Source organism: Brevibacillus choshinensis (assembly GCF_001420695.1).
GTDB lineage: Bacteria > Bacillota > Bacilli > Brevibacillales > Brevibacillaceae > Brevibacillus > Brevibacillus choshinensis.
In genome coordinates, this window is the sequence record NZ_LJJB01000010.1 from 171273 (window position 1) to 193100 (window position 21828).

The 21828-nt window shown below is 50.1% G+C and carries 22 protein-coding genes; 4 read left to right on the forward strand and 18 right to left on the reverse strand.

Annotated elements, in window-relative coordinates:
- Positions 1 to 276 precede the first annotated feature (276 nt).
- From AN963_RS11170 to AN963_RS11190, 5 genes are all read right to left on the reverse strand, one after another.
- Positions 277 to 1140 carry an ABC transporter permease gene (locus tag AN963_RS11170; RefSeq protein ID WP_055744682.1) on the reverse strand — a complete coding sequence of 288 codons (864 nt, stop codon included), beginning with the start codon at positions 1138 to 1140 and terminating at the stop codon, positions 277 to 279.
- Positions 1124 to 2074 (reverse strand): ABC transporter ATP-binding protein, encoded by a 951-nt coding sequence (locus AN963_RS11175; protein ID WP_055744683.1) that lies wholly within the window; start codon positions 2072 to 2074, stop codon positions 1124 to 1126. The genes AN963_RS11170 and AN963_RS11175 overlap by 17 nt, the downstream gene beginning before the upstream one ends.
- 90 nt (positions 2075 to 2164) lie before the next feature.
- Positions 2165 to 3334: a DUF4367 domain-containing protein gene (locus AN963_RS11180; RefSeq protein WP_055744684.1), complete on the reverse strand. Its 1170-nt coding sequence runs from the start codon at positions 3332 to 3334 to the stop codon at positions 2165 to 2167.
- Complete coding sequence (locus AN963_RS11185; protein ID WP_055746254.1) at positions 3331 to 3855, reverse strand: RNA polymerase sigma factor SigX; 525 nt, start codon at positions 3853 to 3855, stop codon at positions 3331 to 3333. The genes AN963_RS11180 and AN963_RS11185 overlap by 4 nt, the downstream gene beginning before the upstream one ends.
- A gap of 164 nt (positions 3856 to 4019) precedes the next feature.
- A complete protein-coding gene (locus AN963_RS11190; RefSeq protein WP_055746255.1) occupies positions 4020 to 4736 on the reverse strand; it encodes an AAA family ATPase in 717 nt (238 codons plus the stop codon).
- A 67-nt stretch (positions 4737 to 4803) separates the two neighbouring features.
- On the opposite strand from AN963_RS11190, the gene AN963_RS11195 reads away from it, so the two are divergent.
- The gene (locus AN963_RS11195; protein WP_055744685.1) at positions 4804 to 6225 is read left to right on the forward strand and encodes a L,D-transpeptidase; all 1422 of its coding nucleotides are present in this window, start codon (positions 4804 to 4806) and stop codon (positions 6223 to 6225) included.
- 148 nt (positions 6226 to 6373) lie between these two features.
- Here the strand turns inward: AN963_RS11195 and AN963_RS11200 are convergent, their stop codons facing one another.
- The 3 genes from AN963_RS11200 to tkt form a co-directional block, all read right to left on the reverse strand.
- Positions 6374 to 6721 (reverse strand): hypothetical protein, encoded by a 348-nt coding sequence (locus AN963_RS11200; protein WP_055744686.1) that lies wholly within the window; start codon positions 6719 to 6721, stop codon positions 6374 to 6376.
- Between the two features lie 100 nt (positions 6722 to 6821).
- The gene (locus tag AN963_RS11205; RefSeq protein WP_055744687.1) at positions 6822 to 9347 is read right to left on the reverse strand and encodes a PBP1A family penicillin-binding protein; all 2526 of its coding nucleotides are present in this window, start codon (positions 9345 to 9347) and stop codon (positions 6822 to 6824) included.
- A gap of 276 nt (positions 9348 to 9623) precedes the next feature.
- Positions 9624 to 11630: a transketolase gene (gene tkt, locus AN963_RS11210; RefSeq protein WP_055744688.1), complete on the reverse strand. Its 2007-nt coding sequence runs from the start codon at positions 11628 to 11630 to the stop codon at positions 9624 to 9626.
- Positions 11631 to 11764: 134 nt separating this feature from the next.
- Between tkt and AN963_RS31490 the strand changes: the two genes are divergently transcribed.
- Positions 11765 to 11920, forward strand: a complete 156-nt coding sequence (locus AN963_RS31490; RefSeq protein ID WP_169791919.1) for a hypothetical protein — start codon at positions 11765 to 11767, stop codon at positions 11918 to 11920.
- An 18-nt stretch (positions 11921 to 11938) separates the two neighbouring features.
- The gene (locus tag AN963_RS11215) at positions 11939 to 12421 is read left to right on the forward strand and encodes an NUDIX hydrolase (RefSeq protein ID WP_055744689.1); all 483 of its coding nucleotides are present in this window, start codon (positions 11939 to 11941) and stop codon (positions 12419 to 12421) included.
- Between the two features lie 18 nt (positions 12422 to 12439).
- Here AN963_RS11215 and AN963_RS11220 read toward each other — a convergent pair whose 3' ends face one another.
- From AN963_RS11220 to AN963_RS11230, 3 genes are all read right to left on the reverse strand, one after another.
- On the reverse strand, positions 12440 to 13015 hold the full coding sequence (locus tag AN963_RS11220; protein ID WP_055744690.1) for a DedA family protein: 576 nt from the start codon (positions 13013 to 13015) through the stop codon (positions 12440 to 12442).
- Positions 13016 to 13188: 173 nt separating this feature from the next.
- A complete protein-coding gene (locus tag AN963_RS11225) occupies positions 13189 to 13392 on the reverse strand; it encodes a YqgQ family protein (RefSeq protein WP_055744691.1) in 204 nt (67 codons plus the stop codon).
- The gene (locus AN963_RS11230) at positions 13389 to 13787 is read right to left on the reverse strand and encodes a hypothetical protein (RefSeq protein ID WP_055744692.1); all 399 of its coding nucleotides are present in this window, start codon (positions 13785 to 13787) and stop codon (positions 13389 to 13391) included. The genes AN963_RS11225 and AN963_RS11230 overlap by 4 nt, the downstream gene beginning before the upstream one ends.
- Before the next feature lie 187 nt (positions 13788 to 13974).
- Here AN963_RS11230 and AN963_RS11240 point away from each other — a divergent pair, with 187 nt between their 5' ends.
- Entirely contained in the window at positions 13975 to 15144 is a 1170-nt protein-coding gene (locus tag AN963_RS11240) for an MFS transporter (protein ID WP_055744694.1), read from the forward strand.
- Between the two features lie 62 nt (positions 15145 to 15206).
- On the opposite strand, the gene AN963_RS11245 is transcribed toward AN963_RS11240, so the two are convergent.
- The 7 genes from AN963_RS11245 to AN963_RS11270 form a co-directional block, all read right to left on the reverse strand.
- Positions 15207 to 16868: a peptide ABC transporter substrate-binding protein gene (locus AN963_RS11245; protein ID WP_055744695.1), complete on the reverse strand. Its 1662-nt coding sequence runs from the start codon at positions 16866 to 16868 to the stop codon at positions 15207 to 15209.
- Between the two features lie 143 nt (positions 16869 to 17011).
- Positions 17012 to 17767: an NAD-dependent epimerase/dehydratase family protein gene (locus AN963_RS11250; RefSeq protein ID WP_055744696.1), complete on the reverse strand. Its 756-nt coding sequence runs from the start codon at positions 17765 to 17767 to the stop codon at positions 17012 to 17014.
- A gap of 36 nt (positions 17768 to 17803) precedes the next feature.
- The gene (locus AN963_RS11255; protein WP_055744697.1) at positions 17804 to 18091 is read right to left on the reverse strand and encodes a hypothetical protein; all 288 of its coding nucleotides are present in this window, start codon (positions 18089 to 18091) and stop codon (positions 17804 to 17806) included.
- Positions 18092 to 18199: 108 nt separating this feature from the next.
- Complete coding sequence (locus tag AN963_RS11260; protein WP_055744698.1) at positions 18200 to 18607, reverse strand: cytidine deaminase; 408 nt, start codon at positions 18605 to 18607, stop codon at positions 18200 to 18202.
- Positions 18608 to 18646: 39 nt separating this feature from the next.
- On the reverse strand, positions 18647 to 20563 hold the full coding sequence (gene abc-f / locus AN963_RS11265) for a ribosomal protection-like ABC-F family protein (protein ID WP_055744699.1): 1917 nt from the start codon (positions 20561 to 20563) through the stop codon (positions 18647 to 18649).
- Between the two features lie 175 nt (positions 20564 to 20738).
- Positions 20739 to 20876: a hypothetical protein gene (locus AN963_RS31495; protein WP_169791920.1), complete on the reverse strand. Its 138-nt coding sequence runs from the start codon at positions 20874 to 20876 to the stop codon at positions 20739 to 20741.
- A gap of 101 nt (positions 20877 to 20977) precedes the next feature.
- Entirely contained in the window at positions 20978 to 21757 is a 780-nt protein-coding gene (locus tag AN963_RS11270) for a stalk domain-containing protein (protein ID WP_055744700.1), read from the reverse strand.
- Positions 21758 to 21828 lie beyond the last annotated feature (71 nt).

Below are 21828 nucleotides of genomic sequence, written 5' to 3' on the forward strand. Positions count from 1 at the left end.
AATTGGCCATAAACGACATTAGCCGTATTTCCTTTATTAACGTCATAAAAATCACCAGCTTATTGGGTCCTGGGAATTTTCCACGGAGTTTCTTTGAGAAAAACCTTAAATGGGACGTTGGTACGAACCATGAATATCCGTATAAAACAGGCTACTAGAAACCACAAAAGCTCGCAGGAGAAGATTAATTCCTATCTGTAAAACGAAAAGCTGGACCAATTGATCCAGCTCCTCAAAGATCGAGAACGGCAGTCATGATGCTGTTCTCTTTTTCATTTAAACATCTCGTTTGCTAAACATCCGTACAGCCAGCCACAAAGCAGCTGCTCCATAAATCAACGTATAGATCAGCATGGCGTCACTCGGGGCAGAGGTACTGCCAAAAAAGCCCTGCGAAGCAAAAGAGATCGGATCATCTGCCGTATCGAAAAGGGCAATCGTTGTTTTGCGGAACAGAGAATCCGTCGGAAACAACAGGCTCGAAATAATCCCTATATTGATGAGGGAGCTCTGGTTGATCATCGTACCTATTTGCTCAATAAATCCCCCAATAAAGCTGATCCCGTACAAAATGATCAGGATGATCCCGCCGGTTACGGTCGTCGTGATACTGCTGAGCAGCAAGGAAACACAGACCAGAATAATCGGCATGAGCACGAAAAAGCCAAGTGCCGTCACGATCTGACCTATGCTGACTTGAACGGCCAGTACGCCTCCCCCGACAAACTGATTAATCCCGAGCAAGCCTAAAAACATCAGGATCGCATAGAGGACGAGCATGCTGGCCAATCCGCCAAACTTCCCCAGCAAATATTTGCTGCGCGGCAGAGAACGAGCCAACCACGTATCTATCTGATGGCTCTCTACCTCGGAGGCGATACTGCCGACGCTGCTCAAAATCGCGAGCAGTGCTGTAATAAAGGAGCCAAAGTACAGGCCCATCCCCAGTAATTGCGTTGAGAAAAAACCTTGCTGCAGCAGGGCATCTCCTGTATTTCCGAGCATGTCCCCCATTTCTTTCGATGCGTACCAGGTCGCAACTCCAAACAACAGCAAAAAGGCGAGGGACATCAGGAGCGTAATCGTAAAGATGCGCTTGGAGATCATCTCTCTATACGTGATTTTAATGATGGACCACATGTGCTTCCCCCTCCTTTTTCTGTACCCAGTACAAAAAGACTTCTTCTAATGACTGTTGCTTCCGCACAATCTCATGAACGGCAGCACCTTGCGAAACCAGAGCTTGCACCAGCGCAGGTACTCTCCCATCCTGATCCAGAGTGACCAGCCAGCGTTCCTGATCTGCGTCCTGGCGCATGAATTCCGTTTCCTTTACAAAAGGCGGAAGCTGTTCGATGAATCCTCGCTGTCCTGCTTCCAGCATTACTTCCACTTGCGGCGAGACCGCACTCAGCTTGCGCCACTCTCCATGGACCACTAGCTCTCCCCGATGGATGATCCCGACATGATCGCACACGGATTCCATTTCACTCAACAGATGACTATTGAGAAAGATCGTCTTCCCTTGGTCTCGTAGCTCGGCGATCAGCTCCCGTACTTCTTTTCGCCCAATCGGGTCCAGGGCAGAGGTCGGTTCATCCAAAAAAATCAGGTCCGGATCGGACAATAGGGCGCAAGCGAGACCGATCCGCTGCTGCATCCCCTTTGAATACCCCCGAATTCTCTCCTTTTCTCTCCCCGACATACCCACGCGAGCGACCACATCACGAATGACTTTCTTTCGTTCGGCACGGGACAAGCCGCATAGCTCCGCATGATGCTCCAGAAGCTGTGTCCCCGTCAACCAATCTGGATAACGGAACAGCTCCGGCAAATACCCTACCTTTTGGCGTGCTTCTACGCTTCCGATCGGATGGCCGAGCATCACGGCCTTGCCATTGGTTGGGTGTAACAATCCGAGCATGGTCCTGACAAACGTGCTCTTGCCGGCTCCATTTTGTCCCAAGAATCCAAATACCGAGCCTCGTGGGACTTGCAAGGTGATATTTTTGCAACCTGCCTTGCCATCATACTGCTTGGTCAGGTCCCAGGTCTCGATTACGTAATCAGCCATCGCTCCTCTGGCCTCCTTTTTTCTCCCAAAACGGTACAAAGCAGAGCATCCCCAAAAAGGGAGCTCTGCTGATCCATTCTATCTGGTTTTTTACATTTTCTTGGCAATTTCCAACAGTTCATCGCCCTTGATCTTGTCATAGGCTTGCAGCATGTGGATGTGACCATCCTCCTGCCAAATGATCTGGCTGTTGTGTTCGGACGAGATGAGAACGGCATCTGTACCGTTGACTTTCACTTCTTTCATTTTGCTGTCCTTGTCCGTCAAGTACGGCATAGGGAGAGTGTGCTGCCAATCCTTGATGCTGAGCATTTGCTTTTTCACGTTGTCCGGAATGAACGGCAGAGCCAGCATCGTATTGCGCAGCTGCTCCAGATCCACTCCTTCTGGTGCTTTCAGTTCAGGAGCATCCACGACCATGTAGTTCAGGCTGTTTTCTCCGGAGCGGAGCCAGATGTTTTGTGATTCCGGGACATGCAGAGAAAAGCGTTTGCCGCTCAATTTTTCATCGAATTGCTGATCAACCTGCATCTGGGCTAACAGTTTGTTTGCTTTCTCCACGTTAATTTCGAGCTGGAGGGTAAAGGAAGGGCTGATATCCACACTTTCTACATCCAGTCCTTTTGGCAGAGCTGGCAGTTTGACGCCTGCTTTTTCTGCTGCCTCACGACTATTGTAGTAGCGGTTTTCCTTGTCTTTCTGGCCAGCTTCATCAATCCACAGCTTACCGATTCCTTTCAGCTCCATCTCACCTGCACGCCCACTGGACATCCAGGCTTCGACATCCTGCAGATCCTGCTTTGTCACTTTGACGAATTCTACTTTATCCATTCGGAAAATGGACAAGAGATCGCTAGCTGCTGCTTGTACTTGTGGGAAAGATAGCGATACGACCAGCACAGCTGCTGCCGAAGTCCCTGTCACCCATTTTTTCGTCTTTTTATTCATGTCTTTCCAGCTCCTTTTTAATACCTTCTTTTGTGAACCAAGTTGCACAGGCTTGCCATGGCCTTCGCTTTGACCTATCTTGCGGGAAAAGGCCTGCCAAGCTGCCTCAGTATCGACTCTGACCTTGTCTACCGGACGAAACAGCTCCTGCTCCAACGTGTTCGCAGTCCAGGCTTCCAGAGCGAACAGCTCCTCCAGCTTCAGACGACACTGGTCACACTGCTTCACATGGTCTCGGAACTTTTCGCTTTCCGAGGCGCTGCACTCTCCATCCAGATACGCTTGAATCATGCCTGCATCTGCACATTTCATCCTTCTTCCCCCCTCATCCGAGCATACATGTTGCGAAATTTGGTCTTGGCCCGCGACAGCAGCGTCCCGACCGAGCCTACTTCCGTCCCCGTTGCTTTTGCCAGCTCCCCATACGCAAATCCCGAGTATTTCATCAAGAGCAAGGTCCGTTCTCGTTCATCCAGCTTAGCGAGCACATCGCGCACGTCCTCGATCGCTTCCTTTTCCAGCCACGTGTCTTCGGAAGAAGGGGCGACCAGCTCTTTCCCTTCCGCTTCCTTCTCCTGCCTGGTCAGTCTGCGCTTTTCCGAACGCAGGTGGTTGTAGGCGGCATATACGGAAGCGCGAGACAGCCACGCCGGAATATTTTCAATCACGGAGCGATCCGTATGGTAAAAGGATAGAAACACTTCCTGGGAGATATCCTCCGCTGTTTGCTGCTCTTTGACAATCCTCATGATTTGCCGCACGACGAAGGGATAGTACGTCGTAAACAAGTCTCGAAAGGAATCCGTTTCATCCTGGACAAGTATGGAATTCATCGCCAGTTTTGCTTGCACCTCCACTGTTCTTCCCTCCATCCTGGCTGGGCCCGTCTACGAGTGACCTGCACGAACCACATTCCGGTCTCTTCGGGTCCTTTCGCTTCGTTCATCTAATAGAAACCACCGAATCACGTTTTGTGACAAGAAAAACAAAATAATTTTTAGTCTACCCAGTATCGATCACGGTTTTCCAAAAAACGCCGCGTCAATTGATAATGTTCTGTGTCTTCATATCGGATCTCTTCCATCGGGGAAGCATCAAAATTGAGAATTTTCGCCTCCGGGAATCCCATGAGGATCGGGGAATGTGTCGCGATCAAAAACTGTGCTCCCTCATCCACTAGATCCTTCATGACATAGAGAAACGCCAGCTGGCGCATCGGTGACAAGGCCGCCTCAGGCTCGTCCAGCAAATAAATACCTTTTCCTGTAAACCGATTCGTGAACAGGGACAAAAAGGACTCTCCATGAGATTGTTCGTGCAGGGAGCGCCCCCCATACGCAGAAAAGCCTGTAGAACGTTCTCTTTCCAGCTCATCGACATGGCTGGCAAACTGGTAAAAGCTTTCCGCCCTTAGAAAGAAGCCATTGGTCTGCTTGGGCATCCAGGAGAGCCGGACAAAATCACCCAGGCTCGCCTCTGACCGATCTACTTCGTAAAAATGATTGCGGGAACCACCTGCTGTATGAAAACCGCATTGGTACGCGACTGCCTCTAGCAACGTAGACTTGCCGGAACCGTTCTCCCCTACAAAATACGTGACGCTACTCGTGATTTCGATTTCCTCCAGCTGACGGATCGATGGTAGCGTGAACGGATAACGGTTGGTCTGAGGAAATTGTTCGCGCATCAGTCGGATCGTTCGCAAGTAAACCATCTTTTTTTCCTCCGTACTCACTATTTTCGCCTCTACGTCCGATACATCCTAATAGGGGGGAGTATCCGTGGACAAGGTTTCCTTTCTACAGGAAAAAAGCACATTCCATATGAAATATCCAGATCAGAGCGATCTTTCTTTTTATCGGTGGTTCACCGAGCAGCATCCTGATGAAGCTATCGGCTGGTATCATCTCGGGCGCGAGCGACAAGCACGTGGCGACCGGGAGCAGGCACTGGCCGCACTGAGACGAGCCTTGCATGCCAAGCCCGGCCCTTACTTCAATGAGGCGAGAGAAGCGTACCAGGAATTGATTCGGGAGCGAAAACAACAGGAATGGCGGAACAAAACACGCCGTTTGTTGGCCTCCCTCCTCTTTCTTTATTTTCAGTTCGCCTTTTCACCTGGGCCTCTGACAGAACCGAAGGCAGTCACGACCTCAGCGCCAACTCAAGCCGTTCCGTCGGCTGTGCCTGTCCAACCGCATGTAGAAGTGATCGCAGTACCGTCTCATTTGAGTGCAGCTCAGCGGGAGAGTCAGGTGCGAAAGTATGTAGAGAGTCGTCGTCCTTCCCTTACTCAGCCGTATACAGTCATTGCCGTACCGGAAGTCGCGGGAGCACCGATCTACACACCCTTGCTCTTTTACCAGCCCAACACCGTGCTTGGGGTCATGCGCTATCATCCAGTCAACCGAACGGTCATTAATCAGAAATGGTTTGATCGTCCGGGTACCTATGAAGAGGATCAAATGCTTCGACCAGCTCGTACTTCTCTCGCAGAAGAACAGCAGGTCACGGAGCATATCTTGACTCTACGTAATGCGCTGTATCGTTATTATCAGCAAAAAGGAACGCTACCTGTAAACCTCGCTCTTCTTGCTGGTGCGTACCCTGGCAACTATTTGCCACAAATTCCTGTCCCACCCACTGGACTTGGCCTCAAAGCCTACCCATATCGGCCAGATGCATTTCGTCCGGAAGCCGCCTGGGTCAGTCTACGTGATGTCTTGCCACTGCCGGGCTATCCAGAACCACTCATCCCGCTTGCGCCCCTGCAGATTCGTATGTCTGAATCCAGCCATACGATGCGACTCCTCAGCGGTTCACATGTCGTGCGCAGCTATCCGGTCGGGATTGGAAAAAACGGTTCAACTCCTGAGGGGTATTTCACCATCCTGCAAAAAATCAACCAGCCTCGCGGACATGATAATATCTATGGCACCAGAGGAATGGTTTTTCAGAGCAACGGCTACGCGATTCACGGTACCAATCATCCAGAGAGCATCGGTACGTCTGTCTCACTCGGCTGCATCCGTATGCTCAATGCCGCTGTCGAGGAATTGTACTCCTTTGTTTCACTAGGCACGGAAGTCATCCTTTCCGATTCTCCTGTTCCAGCCTATCCGTGGAGCAACCCAGCTCCGTTTGTTTTGGCAGCTCGACCGGAAGAAGAGACTCCACATGTCATCTATCAATGGTTGCACTGAGCTTCTTTTATATTAGAAAAGACGAATGAGTCTATAGAATTGTTACGTTCCATTCTTTGCTAAACCATTTGATCATGGTCGGGTTGTCGATCACATAACACAGAAAAAAGCGCGCCCCCGAAATGGGGACGCGCTTTTTTTGACTCATTTATTTTTCTTCCAGTTGGCTAATCTTTTCTTCTTGTTCTTCTTCCGGATTCCAATGATCGAGCACTTTTCCCTGTAGCACCTTACCCTTGATGAATTCTACTTGCTGCTCGGTAAAATCCTGTGTCCACTCGATCTCCAATTCCTCAGCCAGCCTCACGACGGTCAGCAGTTCTGACCAAGCGACGTATCGTTTGTACCAGAAAAACTGTGGCTGCTCATTCATATATGGGTAGAGATCATCAAAATCGGTGTGTTTACAGTCGAGAGCTCGCTCAAAATTCACTTTGGTTTGGAGCAATTGATCCATAAAAAATGTGGGTAAATCCTTTTGTGCGTAGTCAGACATGGACTGTCCCCCCTGTCTCCCGATTTATTGGTATTGTACCACGCGAAAGAAGATGTGCAAATAGCTGAAACTGTTTGAGTTGTTCATCTTATTCTAGATATTAGCCGTTGGTACCGCTTGAATCAGGATTTTGACCTCCCTGATCAGGTGGTGGAGGTGGTAATTCAATCCCTTGAGATGGCGTACCTGACTGGCCTCCCCCTGGATTTACGATATCGGGTGGAGGTGCAGGTGTGTCACCAGGGTTCGAGGTGCTCCCTGAATTTCCCGGATTCTGCCCATTGGATTGGCCACCTTGCCCGCCATTATCGCCAGGCGGCAACTGCTCATTTCCTCCGTCTCCTGTATCAGGAGGTGACCCGCCGTCAGTACCCTGATTTGCGTCCTCTCCAGCATTCAACAGGTTATCCAGCTGCGTTGTGCTGATCTTTACCACTTTGGAAGGAGCTTCTTCCTGCCCTTCCGCATTGCGAGGTATGACAATGTATTGATAGGCAGTCGGGCTATCCAGTATGTCCACAAAGACCGTCTCTTTCATACCCGAAGCAATCTGTTGTCGTTCACCGTTTGGCAAGATACGGTACACATCATAAGTGTATTCCGGTAATCCACCGATCCAGCTCAGTACTGCCTTTAACTGCCCGTTGTCGAGTGTCAAGTCTGCAGCCAACTGGATTGGCGATTCCGTTTCTTCCTGTTTTTGCTCTTCTTTCACTCCGCCTGGATTCACAAAGTCGCTGGATTTTACCCCTTTCAGGCCATCTGCCAGTACTTTGGAGAACATCTGGGCGGTCAAGCTGCTACCTTGACGCATTAAGTGCTGTTTGTCTTCAGGGTCAAAGCCCATCCAGACTGCACCCACGTACTCAGGTGTGTATCCTACGAACCAGGCATCCTTGTTGACATCGCTGCCGCCCGCGATCGACTGGGTCGTACCTGTTTTCCCTGCTACGTGACGACCAGAAATACGTGCTGCTTTACCGGTCCCTTCCTGAACCGCACGTTCCATCATGGAGTGAACTTCCCATGCAGATTGCGGCTTCAGCACGGCCGTTTGTTTTTCCTCGTACACACGCTCCACGCCTACGCTTCTATTCGTCATCTTGGTGATCGAGTGCGCTTCCGACATCACACCACCGTTAGGGAAAGCCGTATAGGCCTGTGCCATTTTCAGTGGGGACGTCCCTTTGCTCAATCCACCCAGCGCAATAGCCAGGTTGCGATCCTCTGGGGCGAGATCGATGCCGAATTTTTTCAAGTAATCCATACCTGTTTTGACCCCGATCTCATTCAACAACCACACGGCTGGAACGTTGAGGGAGTCAATCAAGGCACGGTTCATGCTTACGGAATCACTGTATCTGTTATTGTAGTTGCGCGGCTCATAGCCATTAAAGCTTTGTCGCTTGTTGCTCAGGGAGGAGTTAGATCCCCACTTGCTGTCGGAGTCGACCGCCGGTGCATACACCGCCAGAGGCTTGAACGACGAACCAGGCTGACGCTGCATGTCTGTCGCGTAGTTAAAGCCTTTCGGGGCGTAATTACGACCACCGATCATCCCGGCAATTCCACCGTTTTTCGCATCGACGACAATCATCGCCGATTCCACACCACGTTTTGCTCCGTCTTTGGGGAAGTTTTTCGCGTTGGCATATTGCTCGACCATCGCGTCTTGCATTTGCGGATCAAACGTCGTGTAGACTTGCCAGCCACCGCGGTACAGCTCTTCTTCGGTCACGCTGTAGCGCGCTTCTGCTTCATCCAGCATGTGATCAAAGAAGGCCCGGTAGCCTTTTTTCAAGCTGGCACCTGCTGTTTCTGTCGGTTCCTTTGGAAGCTCCTCAGCTTGTGCCTCATTTTTTTGTGCCTCGGTAATAATCCCTTGTTCATACATTAACCGGATCACGGTATCTCGACGCAGCTTCGCTTTTTCCGGATTGTTGAACGGTGAATAGGTCGTCGGTGCCTTCGGAATGGCTGCCAGCATAGCGGCTTCAGCTACCGTAAAGTCGTCGTCGGAAACTGACTTGCCAAAGTAATACTTGGCCGCATCCTCTACACCAAACTCCCCTTCACCCAGGTAGACACGGTTCAGGTACATTTCTAAAATTTGATCCTTGGAGTATTTACGCTCCAGACCAATCGCAATGCTCATTTCCTTTGTCTTCCGCCAAAATGTCTGATCTAGGGTGAGAAATACGTTTCTAGCTAACTGCTGGGTAATCGTACTACCGCCTTCTGCCAATGACCCTTTTCGAATGTCATTGACGATGGCTCCACCGATCCGAATCATATCCACGCCCTTGTGCTCGAAGAAGCGTTTGTCTTCGACAGCGAGGAATGAATTGATCAGAGTTTTCGGCATTTCATTAATCGGCTTGTATTCACGGTTTTTTTGACGAATCAGACTCGTCATTTCATTTCCGTTCTTGTCGTATATGACCGTTGGTTCTGCTTTCAGATCCTTCAGTTTCTGTTCATTTTCCGCAATCATCCGATCTCCAGCGTATAACAGGGCAAAATACCCCCCGATGACACTCAAGAGCAGGAAGATTGCAAACGATACGGCAATCATCAGCAAGCTGTTCTTTTTCTTCCTGACTTTCTTCTTGGCCTTTGTTGCCATTACTTACCTCCTGATTTTCTCTCTCCCCCACATCTTATAGACGGATACATTCGAAAAAAGTTTCTGGCTTTTGGCATGTCTATCATTCCACACTCGTCCTCGTTTGACAAGCGTCAGCACAGGCAGAGCGTTCGCTGCGATTGGATTTGATCAGCCTCCCCCGGCCGCCAATGGTACCTATAGTACCACCGTTTGGTTGGCTTGTGGCTTCATAGTACTGGAAAAAGCCTATCCCCCGTCACTGGGAGATAGGCCGTTTCTTCTATAGAAGTCGTCTTATTTGAGCAGTTCTTCTGCTTGGGCAACGACATTTTCTACGGTAAAGCCGTATTCTTTCATGATGCGATCGCCAGGTGCGGATGCGCCGAATTGATTGATGGCGATCACTTTGCCACCATCTCCTGCGTAACGCTCCCAGCCCATTGGAGAACCCATTTCCACAGCCACACGCGCTTTGACTGTTGGAGGAATCACGGACTCACGATATTCCTGGGATTGGCGCTCGAACAGATTCCAGCTAGGCATGGATACGACGCGAGCTTCGATACCACGGGACAGAAGTTGCTCACGCGCTTGCATAACGAGAGAAACCTCGGAGCCTGTCGCAATCAGAATCAGCTGTGGTTTGCCGCTTGGAGCATCCGCCAATACGTATGCACCTTTGGTAACACCTTCTGCCGCTTTCTCGATGGTTTCAGGCAGGACAGGCAGATTTTGACGAGTCAGCACGAGCACGACTGGCTCATCCGTACGGGAAACCGCATACTTCCACGCTTCGTTTGTCTCGATCGCATCTGCTGGACGCATAATAGTCAGGCCTGGCATCGCACGCAGGGACGCCAATTGTTCGATTGGCTCATGCGTCGGTCCATCCTCACCAACCGCGATGGAGTCATGCGTGAAGACGTACACGACTGGCTGTTTCATCAGTGAGGACAAACGGATCGCCGGGCGGACGTAGTCAGAGAACACGAAAAATGTCCCGCCGTATACTTTCACTCCACCGTGCAAGGCCATCCCATTCAGTGCAGCACCCATCGCAAACTCACGAACACCAAACCAGATATTGCGACCATCGTAGCTGCCTGGGAGGAAGTTGCCTGCCTCTTTGATTACCGTGTTGTTGGAGTGAGCCAGGTCAGCAGAACCGCCCAGGAAGAACGGAACGCTGTTTGCAAGCGCATTGATCGCATTACCAGACGCAACGCGTGTAGCTAGCTTAGCTCCAGCTTCATAACTAGGCATATTGCTGTCCCAGCCGCTTGGCAGATGACCTTCTGCAGCCGTTTGGAACTGCAGTGCCAGCTCAGGGTATGCTTTCGCGTAAGCTGCGAATCGATCACTCCAGGCAGCTTCTGCTTTTGCTCCCTGGTCAGCCAGGTTTGAGTACAGCTCGGTTACTTCTTCTGGAACGTGGAACTCGTTTTCATGCGTCCACGCGTAGTTCTGCTTGGTCAGCTTCACTTCTTCTTTACCCAGAGGAGCTCCGTGAGATGCACTGGATCCGCCTTTGTTCGGGCTTCCGTAACCGATGACCGTTTTCACTTCGATCAAAGTCGGGCGATCCAGATCTTGTTTTGCTTCTGCAATCGCTTTATCAATGGCTTCCAAATCATTGCCGTCTTCTACACGCAGATATTGCCAGCCGTACGCTTGGTATCGCTGCGCCACGTTTTCCGAGAAGGAACGAGACAGCTCGCCATCTAGAGAAATATCATTTGAATCGTAGAGCACGATCATTTTACCCAGCTTCAGGTGAGCGGCCAGAGATGAAGCCTCGCTGGATACACCCTCCATCAAATCCCCGTCACCGCAAATGACATACGTGTAGTGGTCAACGATGTCAAAGCTGTCACGATTGTAAACAGCCGCCATGTGTTTTTCTGCCATTGCCATCCCGACAGCCATCGCGATCCCTTGTCCCAAAGGACCCGTGGTTGCATCAACCCCAGCTGTATGTCCGAATTCTGGGTGACCAGGCGTTTTGCTACCCCACTGACGGAAATTATGTAAGTCTTCCAGTGAAACATCGTATTTCATCAAATGCAACATCGAGTATAATAGCATAGAGCCATGTCCAGCCGAGAGTACAAAACGGTCACGGTCTATCCACTTCGGGTTGCTAGGATTCACCTTCATAAAACGGCTCCATAGGACATGTGCCATCGGAGCAGCACCCATCGGCATTCCCGGGTGGCCGGAATTAGCCTTTTCAATCGCATCAATAGCCAGTGTGCGAATGGTATTAATCGATAGTTGATCAACAGACACTTGCTGAGTCATCTCGCAAAATCCTCCTTGCTTTTTTGGAAAACGGTTTTGAGGGTACGTGAGAACGAATGAAACATACTGCCCAATTATAGCATAGTTCCCCATTACAATCATGTCTTGCTCTTGAATTTAGGAGGTACCCCATTATGTCATCTACCAAGTATCTGATCATCGGAATTTTACTTGCTTTGGCTGGTTTTGGAATGCTGTTTGCAGCCATGGCCAGCTCTCCTATTTTGAAAAAAAACCGTCTTGAACGACGTAAAAAGGCAGCAGAAAATCATCGTCCCGATGAAGGGTAAAGAAAGCGGAGGGTTTGGATGAGTAAGAAATGGTATACCATGCCAGTCGCCGTTCATCTGTTTGTCATGAAAGGATCCGAAATCTTGTTGCTCCGTCGTTTCAACACTGGCTATGAGGACGGCAATTATAGCGTCCCTGCTGGCCATGTCGAGAGCGGTGAGGAGGTCGTAACTGCTGCGATTCGAGAAGCGCATGAGGAATGCGGTATTCTAATTGATCGGAATGATTTGCAGGTAGTCGGCGTCATGCATCGCAACTCGTCCGAGGAGCGAATCGACTTCTTCCTGATCACGACACGCTGGAGCGGTGAGATCGTCAATGCAGAGCCGGATAAATGTGATGATCTGAAGTGGGTAGACATGGATCATCTGCCTGACAACCTCATCCCCTATGTGCGAAAAGCAATGGAAAATGCACGAAGTGGTCAATGGTTTGACAGCTTTGGTTTTGAAAACGTTCGGCAAAAAGAAAACAACCGTCGGGGGCACAACTCAGCCTGACGGTTGCTCTTTTGATGATCAATGAAACCTGTTTCCCATTCGACGGAGCTGCCGAATCACCGTATAGGCAACACCGATGATGATCATGCCTTTCACCGCAATCTTGCTGTAGCTGTACACTCCCGCCTCCAACCATTCCATCTTGTCGGAAAACCAGTAGCCCGCTAAAAAATAGTGTAGTGTCCAAATCAAGCTGCTCGGCAAAAGGACTAGCAAATAATGCGGCAGGCGGAACCGATAGACCCCCGCCAAAAATGGAACGAGGTACCGGGCACCGGGAATGAAGAGACTCAAGCACAGCATCCACCCCCCATGCTTTAGCCCCTCCTTTGACTTTCCCTTGTCAATCCGAATCCCTCTGCGCTGATTGATCCATGTTCCAAACCTTGCCCCCATGATGGCTCCTAGGAAGTAACAGGAAGTCAGTACAAGCAATATGGCAAGATATACTGCTATGAAAGTCTTTCCTATGTATAAATCAGAATGGGCTGCCTGTGTCCCTGCGGTCATCACGACTATTTCATCAGGTATCAGCTTACTCGTCATTTCTTTTCCATAATAGACGAATAACCCGAAGAAACTATGTAATTCCACGAATTATCCCTCCCTCGGCTTCTTCCTCTCTATGTTATAGAAGAAACCTTTCAAAAAGGGAGAGAAACGTTTAAGAATTCCTAAAGGATTTCTGAAGAATTTCTTACGGAAAAAGAAAAAGCGCACTCACCGCCATCGCCGCTCGCCATGGTCAGTAAACACGCCTCCATCCATCATCGATCGTCCGCTTTGCGCCTGCTGCGTACTGCAGACATCGCCTCCATAAATTCTTCCTTATCGATGACGTTTAATTCGTAAAGCTCCCGGATCTCATCTTCAATCAGGAGCAGATCCCCCTCGGGGTCCCCTGTATAAATAAACAGTCCGAAGCGGTGCAGAAACGCCTTTAAATCGAAATCATTCGGGCGAGAATTCAATGTGCTCCCTCCAGATCGATTTCCATCCTCGCGAGGACGGCATCGTAGTCAAACTCGACAGCAAAGCCGGTAATAACGATGATCTTCGCGTTCGGATACGCTTCTTGCCACGCCTCCTCTTCTTCTGGTTTCAGGCCGACGATGTAAAGCGGATCGACGGACATCTGCGGGTCAGCCATACAGAGCTGCAAAAACTCTCGCGTTCGATCCTGTTCCCCAGCTGCATTCAGCACCAATACGGCGCGCTTTACCTCGCCCGACTTTCTTTGCTCGGCCAGCATCTCAAACGTTTTCACTGACGGCACCAGAGCGTTCACCTCAGGGAACCGGTCGAGGACCTCATCCAGCCAGTCGTCTTCTTGCCAGGCCAGGTAGTACAGCATTGCAGTAGACATGTTGATAAACACCTCATGGATATATACTTGACAACTTTCTGAACGATTCTTCTTTCTTTTCTATTATAGCATGGATGTGGGCAACCTGCCCATTTCGCTTGCTTGACTTCGCCCGACCCATCACGTAAGGTGGAAAAAGTAAGCAAACATCCATCAAACTGATTTTGTGTGAAAAGAGGTATTTCCCGTGAATAAGAAGCATCTTGCCCTCTTGTTCTTGATTGCTTTTCTCACCATGCTGGGCTTTGGCATCATCATCCCGATCTTGCCGTACTTTGCGGAAAAGCTGGGCGCATCATCCTTTCAAATAGGCGTTCTGTTCGCCAGCTACAATATTATGCAGTTGATCTTTGCCCCTGTCTGGGGAGCCCTCTCTGACCGCATCGGACGCAAGCCACTGGTCGCATTTGGATTATTTGGCTTTTCCATCACCTTTATCCTGTTTGGTTTGGCTGAGAGTTATACAGCGATGCTGTCCTACCGGATTATCGGGGGGATCGTTTCTGCTGCTGCCATGCCGACAGTGACAGCTATGGTAGCTGACTTGTTTCCTCCGCAAGAACGTGCCAAAGGGATGGGAATCATTGGGGCCGGCATTGGACTTAGTTTTGTCTTTGGGCCTGTCATCGGTGGGCTCTTGAGCGGATACGGCTTTGCTGTTCCTTTCTTTGCTTCCGGGACTGTAGCCTTGCTCACCTTTTTCGTCATCTTGTTCGCCCTGCCGGAAAGCTTGCCAAAGGAAAAACGGACGGGGCATGCTCCCAAATCATCGGGCAACCCACTCGTTTCGTTATTCGGCTCCCTTTCCTTGCTGTACGGCATCCTGTTCATCGTCTCGTTTGCCTTTTCCGGTCTCGAAACGACGTTTGCCTTGTACATCAACGACTTGTATGGCTTTACCTCCAAAGACTTGGGCTATATGTTTCTCGTCATGGGGATTATCGCCGCCTTTGTACAAGGTGGGCTGATCGGAAAAATGGTCAAAAAAATGGGAGAAGCGGCAGTCCTGACACTCGGGATGCTCTTGTACGGTATCGGATTTTTTGCCATTCCTCTCTCAGGGAATTTCTGGGTTCTCGCACTCATACTCTCCTTGTTCGGAGCAGGACAAGGCATGATTCGCGCGACAGCTACAGCGATGATCACGCACCGCACGACACAGGGACAAGGGGTGACGACGGGAGCGATCAGCTCGATGGACAGTCTCGGGCGAATCCTTGGCCCTCTCGCGGGAGGAGCCGTGTACCAGTTTACACACAGCGGTCCGTTCCTCTTGGGCGGCGTACTGATGGTACTCATCTTGCTCTGGTTCCGTACGAGCTACAAGCGTTTGCCTGAGCCTAGTGCGCAGGCGTAGATCGGCAAAGAAAAACAGCTATCCATCGGCGGATAGCTGTTTTTTTGTTCGTCGGCGTTACCTTACTTCATCTCCACATACTTGAGATCTCCATTCCCGAGGGCATCTGTATAAATGCCTTTCGCGACCTTCTCTCCCTCTAGCCAGCTGACCGTGTAAAAATAGATAGGTGCCACGGGCATCTCATCCATGAGAATTTGCTCGGCCTGGCCGAATAGCTGCTTCCTCTTTTCGAGGTCACGCTCTTTGGCGGCTTGCTGTAACAGTTCATTGTATTTGTCGTTGGTCCAATTCGTATTGTTGTTGCCTCTCTTCTCCCGGAAAATCTCAATGAAGTTAACCGGATCGTTGAAATCCGCGACCCAACCTCTACGGGCAATCTGGTAATTTCCCGAATCCAGCGTGTCCAGATACACCTTAAACTCCATATTGGCGACCTTTACATCTACCCCCAAAGTTTGCTTCCACTGATCCTGTACGGCTTCGGCAATTTTCTTGTGCGCTTCGCTCGTATTAAAGATCAACGTGAGGGGCGGGAGCTTGGTAATGCCTAACTCCTGCATGCCTTCTGCGAGCAACTGTTTGGCCAGCGCGGTGTCGTGATCGCGGAAATAGCCATCGGGTTTGACCGCCATAGTCGGGGGAAGCAGCCCAGTCGCCGGGATTTGTCCGGCCTGTAAAATATTATCGATGATCGCTTGGCGGTCGATGGCATAGCCAAACGCCTTCCTGATTTTTGCATTGTTAAATGGTGGCTTCTCGATATTGAACTGATACCAGTACGTGTTTGCGACCGGGATCACCTTGAACTTCCCGGAATCCTTCAAAGCAGGAATGGCATCCGTGGGCAATGTGCTGAACGGTCCGCCCGCCCAATCCAATTCGTCGTTTTCAAACATGGACAGCTCTGTATTTTGGTCTTCAATCATAGTCACTTCGATCTTGTCGACTTTTACGTTGTCTTTATCCCAGTAGCTATCGTTTTTCACAAAGCTCATTTTATTTTTGTGCGCCCAAGTCTCCAGCTTGAACGGGCCGTTCCCTACGTGGGTATTCGCTTCCATCGCCCACTTCGGATTTGCCTCTGCGACTTTTTTGTTCACTGGGTAGTACGTAGCAAAGGCAGTCAGCTCTAGGAAAAACGGAGTCGGGTTCTCCAGATGAACTTCCAGCTTCTTGTCATCCAGCGCTTTTACACCCACATCGTCTTTGGTCGCTTTTCCTGCGTTGAAGTCGGCACCTTTTTTAAGGTAAAAGAGCTGATAGGCGTAATCGGAAGCCGTCTGAGGGTCGAGGGCGCGTTTCCATGCGTATTCAAAGTCTTGGGCGGTTACTGGATCTCCATTGCTCCACTTGGCATCACGCAAATGAAACGTATAGGTCAAACCATCCTCAGAAATCTCTATCTTTTCTGCAGCCGCTTCGTGAAACTTGCCATCCGGTCCTTTGCGTGTCATTCCATCAAACGTGGAGGAAACAACCATGCTCGAGATGTTGTCATCAGCGAGCCCCGGATCTGCTGTAGAAGGCTCTGAACCGATGTTGAGACGAAACAATTTGGTACCGCCCTCCGTGGTCCCTGTCGCAGGAGCTGAGTTGTTGCTACTCTGGCTTTCGTTAGAGGTTGGCGGTTTGGCCGCTGGAGAGCTTGCAGTCGAGCACCCTGCCAGTGCACCCGCGACTAACAGACAAGAAACAAGAAATGCACTCACCCTTTTCTTCACAAAAGATCCCCCTTTATTTTCCAGCTGACCATACTATAGCGCATGATTATAGGTACCGGAATAAGAAGAGGGAAGATTTTATTTAGATTTATCTGATTATTGTTTTTATTCAAAATTATAAATAGAAATAAAGCAGGGGTCGTCTATCTGCGCTCATCGTGGAGTGGGATTTGACTCAGTTGGAAGGCATCTGATTTCGGCGCATAACCTACCCGTTTTTTGGATTCGTCAAGATTTAGCCGTTTGAATCGATTATCTGAAATACCGTGCAGGATCGTAAACGGAGGGAGTTCTTCTGCCTGTATCGCTTTTAACAGGAGATCACACAAATCCTGTGGACTGATGTAAGCACTCATATCACGGGCAGTGAGCGGTTCCTCATCCGGTTGAAAACTGTCGTAGGAACCGATTCGCACGGCAATGCTTTGCAGTCCTTCGCTATAGGCAAAATAGGAGGCGAGCGATTCACCAAAGCACTTGCTCACTCCGTACAGATTTCGTGGACGCATAGGCATGTCTGAATAAATCTGCGCATCGAGAGGGTAGCCCTCGATCGTTTGAGCACTGCTCGCGAAAATGATTCTCTGGACTCCCTGATCTTTTGCCGCGCGGAACATATTGAATGTCCCTTTGATATTGTTCTCCAGCAACGATTCATAAAAGCCCGCATCTGGCGAAGGGTCCCCTCCTAGATGAATGACCACATCGATCCCTTTACATACGATTTGACAAGCGTCCAAATCAGCAACGTTGAGCTCTTGAATTTCATGCTTCGACGCTTGATAGGGTTCTAGTTTTGACAAATCCAGATCAGCCAATCGCAGGGAATAACGGTCTTTTAAAAACTCAGCTAACGTACTTCCTATTCTTCCCGATGCGCCTGTTATGGCTATTTTCATATTAGCAGCCCTCTCTTTTCAAAGTAGTCGCGAGTCTCATTTCACAAAAGGCGCAGTGACCGCCAGAATTATGGAGCACAAGATCAGGCCAATCGTAAACCGTCTGGGCAGCTTCTCTCTACCCTTTCCTTTGTACCAGCCAGAAAATTGCCACTTGTTTCTGTACATAACGAAAAGCACCAAATAAATAGCCACTCCCAGCAGCCAGCCATTTACGGAATCAAAACCGAGATAAACGTATATCTGGCGCATCAGCGCGGACAAGGCTGCACCGATCAGCATCATGAGCACTACGATACGAACGAGCTCTAGTAAAAACCCCACTACCATTCCCCTCTCGCTGCCTTCGGACGAGAAAAACAGGCTGCCACCCTTTCTTTCGACAGCCCGCTTCTCTTTCCTCCTCGCATTCCTCTGATCCTACTTCGCCACTTACTCTCTCTTGTATTTCGCTGGCAGCAGCTCTAAAATGCCCGTTTTGCTGTATTCTTCCTGACCTTGGGGTAAAAGAACGTGAATCTCTTGCCCATAGTCACTGATCAGCTCTCTACAAATCCCGCACGGAGAGACGATGCGCGCATCACCCTCTTCATCAGCTAACACAGCGACAATGGTCTCAAATCCATCTTCACCTTCTGAAATGGCTTTCCCCAGAGCAATCGCTTCCGCACATACCGCGACCCTGCCGATGTACGCCTCCAGGTTGACCGCTGCGTAGACCTTTCCTGACTTTGTACGCACAGCCGCTCCCACGTGATGTTTCCCTTCTTTATAACGTGCCCGGATCATTTGCTTCGCAGCTTCAATCAGCTCAATGTCTTTCGTATCTACTCTGTTCATTGTTGATCCCCTCCCTTTCTGATTGTGACTGAGTCCCGCTCACGATTCCTGCAGCTCCAGCCATGACTGATAATGTTCCTCGATCTTTTGCTGGATCTGTTCGCTTTGCTGCTGCCATTCGAACAGTTGCTGGTAGTTCTCATCCCCAGTGGAGAGACGTGCGATGATCTCGTCACGCTCCCCTTCCAGAAGTGCAATTTTTTGTTCCAGATCGGCCAGCTTGTAAGGATTGGGGCGCTTGGGTGCCTCTGTCGGACGAGGTGCCACAGGTACCTTCTGGGCTACAGGCGCTACGACCTCTACCACCTTTGCCTTGACGTTTTGTCGCTGCTTCCGCTTTTCTCTCGCCTCTTCGTATGTTCCTACATCATGGACCAACTGCCTGTTTTCGACCCAGTACACGCCATCAGCCATCTTTTGCAAAAAGTAACGGTCATGAGAGACGATAAACAGGGAGCCCTTGAAATCAGCCAAGGCTTCCTCCAGTGTTTCCCGCGCCTCGATATCCAGGTGGTTGGTCGGTTCATCCAGTACGAGCAGATTGATTTCTTGATGCATCATCTGCGCCAGACGCAAGCGCATACGCTCCCCGCCGCTCAACTGTCCAATCTTTTTAAACACATGCTCTCCGTAAAAGAGGAACCGGGCCAGCAGATGACGCGCCTCAGGTTCAGTGACCAGAGCCACTTCCCGGAACATATCGATGACGCGCAAGTTTTGATCTCCCTCAAGCGCTTGCTGGGAAAGGTAGCCGACCTTGACGTTGCTGCCGATTTTGAGGGTGCCCGCATCTGGCTCCGTCTCTCCCAGTAACATCCGGATCAAGGTAGATTTTCCACAGCCATTTGGTCCGAGTAGTGCCTTTCGCTCACCGTATCGAAGCAGGAATCCCGCGTCTGCGAACAACGTTTTCCCGCCGAATGTCTTGTGTACGCCTGATGCGATCAGCACATCCTGACCGCTCCGCTCCGTCTTTTGAAAAGCCAACCCCATGCGATCCGCTTCCATCTTTGGTCTGTCGATCCGCTCAATCCGCGCCAATGCTTTTTCCATGCTTTTGGCACGGCGGTGGAAGGCTTCGTTTGGAGGATTGGAGCGATTCCCCCACTCTTTGAGTCTCTTGATCGTTTCTTTCATCTTTTTGATCTGCTTTTGCTGCTCTTGATAAGCCGCGAACTGACGCAGCAGCCGCTCCTCGCGCTCTTTGACAAAAGCGCTGTAGTTTCCGATGTAATACTCAGCCTCTCCCCCATCGACATGATAGACCGACGTCACGACAGCATCGAGGAAATAGCGATCATGGGAAATAATCAAGACTGTTCCTGAATACTCTTTTAAAAATTCCTCGAGCCATTCCATCGACTCGACGTCCAAATGGTTCGTCGGCTCATCGAGCAGGAGTACGTCACTGCGTTGACAGAGGAGTTTGGCCAGACCCGCTTTTGTTTTCTCTCCCCCGCTCAATCGCGCAAACGGCGTCTCCAAATGCTCTGGAGAAATACCCAGACCTTCTGTGACCTGTGCCATTTTCGTCTCCCACTGATAGCCGTCCAATTGCTCGAATGTCTCCTGCAGCTTTTGATAGCGATGCATCAACCGTTCGAGGTCCATTGCCGATTCGGTCACCTGCCCCATCTGCTCTTCCAGATTGCGCATTTCATTTTGTAGACGTATGACTTCATCAAACGCACTGGCAATCACGTCCTGTGTCCGCCACTCATTCGGGTAGTTTGGGGTCTGTGGCAAATACGCCCATTCGCTGCCTTTTGCGCGATACAGCTCACCAGCATCTGGCGACTCTATCCCTGCTAATAGCTTGAACAGCGTCGTTTTCCCCGCTCCATTTGGCCCGACGATTCCTACCCTCTCGCCTGCTTTGATTTCGAGCGTAATATCTTGTAAAACGGGATCAGCCCCGTACGATTTTTGGATATGTTGAGTTGCTACTAGTATCATGAATTTCATCCTCCTTGGTTTTGGGGGCGAAGAAAGTACAAAAAAAGCCGCAGGCATACGCCCGCGGCATCGTGAAAGGACTGGCAACTGGCAACAGCTCTTGCTGTGCAGGCAACAGCTCTTGCTGTGCCCCTGATCCGTGTCCTCTTTTTAGCTAGAACAAAACAACCGTTCCTTATCGATGCATGGTACGCCTATGGTATTCCCGTTCAGTTGTATGGTTAAAAATGGGCAGACTGATCCCGTTGTATGCGACATCATGTGTCATACTGGTAATCTCTACCACAAACCATGCGTGAACGGATCCAAACACGTACCTACACCTCCATTTCCAAGGAAGAATTTTACCTATCCTCCACTATACAACAGCTTCCACTATTTCTCAACTAGCTTTCTGAAAAAACGGTGAATTCCCTACTTCTCTGGAGCAAACAGCGGTTTTTTCGTATCAGCATCGAGGAAGACGACCGTTGTGTACGGTGGCAAATCAGCCTTCGCTACGATATGCGGATAGGTGATCGCTTGTGTATACATTTTGCCCGGTTCTGGCTTGGTCTGTTTGACATAGACCAGAAGCTGCTCCCAGCTCCATTGGGTGTGAGTCACCTGCAAACCATATCCCGGATTTGGAGATTCACCCCGAGCAACCACATACAGTTTGCCTTGTTGGTAAATACCTTGCTTTTTCTTGACGGATTCTACGTACGCCTGCTCCTCTTTCGTCAGCTTGTCATCAGTGAGCAGGACCAGACTGCCTTCATGTAAAGCTGCCATAATTTCCACCGCCTTTTTCTCGGCGTTCCACGCGACTTTGCCACCTGCTTGTTCCACAAGCCATCTCAGCGGCAGATAGACCTGACCATCACGGACGATCGCTCCCTGCCCCTTTTCACTCCACTTCCCATTTACCGCTACTTTTCCATCTTTCAAGCCAAACGTAAACGATTGTTCGTCCGATAGCTTCAACACACCACTACCTGCTGACATCGTCCAGTCTGCCTGCAGGATCTGGCTCGCATCACTAGCTGAAACATACGTCCGCTGATCGACCAGGATCGGTGCCTTTTCCAAGGAAGCTTGTTCCCCGTTCACATACACATGAGCAGCTGCAGGTGATGCAGGCGCCGCTGCGGCTGGATAGGCTACGAGCATTTGCATTCCCAACGTGGCCGCTAGTAAAATCTTGCCCTTCATACTCATTCCTCCACTCGTCTGCACGCTTCTTTGTTGTTTCTATCTTGTAAGACTAGCGAGTGCTTTTATTC

Coding starts and splice junctions, on each gene's coding strand:
- AN963_RS11170 (WP_055744682.1), bottom strand. CDS start 1,140: ATGTGGTCCATCATTAAAATCACGTATAGAGAGATGATCTCCAAGCGC.
- tkt (WP_055744688.1), bottom strand. CDS start 11,630: ATGACTCAGCAAGTGTCTGTTGATCAACTATCGATTAATACCATTCGC.
- AN963_RS31490 (WP_169791919.1), top strand. CDS start 11,765: ATGTCATCTACCAAGTATCTGATCATCGGAATTTTACTTGCTTTGGCT.
- AN963_RS11215 (WP_055744689.1), top strand. CDS start 11,939: ATGAGTAAGAAATGGTATACCATGCCAGTCGCCGTTCATCTGTTTGTC.
- abc-f (WP_055744699.1), bottom strand. CDS start 20,563: ATGATACTAGTAGCAACTCAACATATCCAAAAATCGTACGGGGCTGAT.
- AN963_RS11205 (WP_055744687.1), bottom strand. CDS start 9,347: ATGGCAACAAAGGCCAAGAAGAAAGTCAGGAAGAAAAAGAACAGCTTG.
- AN963_RS11200 (WP_055744686.1), bottom strand. CDS start 6,721: ATGTCTGACTACGCACAAAAGGATTTACCCACATTTTTTATGGATCAA.
- AN963_RS11260 (WP_055744698.1), bottom strand. CDS start 18,607: ATGAACAGAGTAGATACGAAAGACATTGAGCTGATTGAAGCTGCGAAG.
- AN963_RS11230 (WP_055744692.1), bottom strand. CDS start 13,787: ATGTCTACTGCAATGCTGTACTACCTGGCCTGGCAAGAAGACGACTGG.
- AN963_RS11185 (WP_055746254.1), bottom strand. CDS start 3,855: ATGAATTCCATACTTGTCCAGGATGAAACGGATTCCTTTCGAGACTTG.
- AN963_RS11250 (WP_055744696.1), bottom strand. CDS start 17,767: ATGAAAATAGCCATAACAGGCGCATCGGGAAGAATAGGAAGTACGTTA.
- AN963_RS11270 (WP_055744700.1), bottom strand. CDS start 21,757: ATGAAGGGCAAGATTTTACTAGCGGCCACGTTGGGAATGCAAATGCTC.
- AN963_RS11190 (WP_055746255.1), bottom strand. CDS start 4,736: ATGGTTTACTTGCGAACGATCCGACTGATGCGCGAACAATTTCCTCAG.
- AN963_RS11180 (WP_055744684.1), bottom strand. CDS start 3,334: ATGAAATGTGCAGATGCAGGCATGATTCAAGCGTATCTGGATGGAGAG.
- AN963_RS11175 (WP_055744683.1), bottom strand. CDS start 2,074: ATGGCTGATTACGTAATCGAGACCTGGGACCTGACCAAGCAGTATGAT.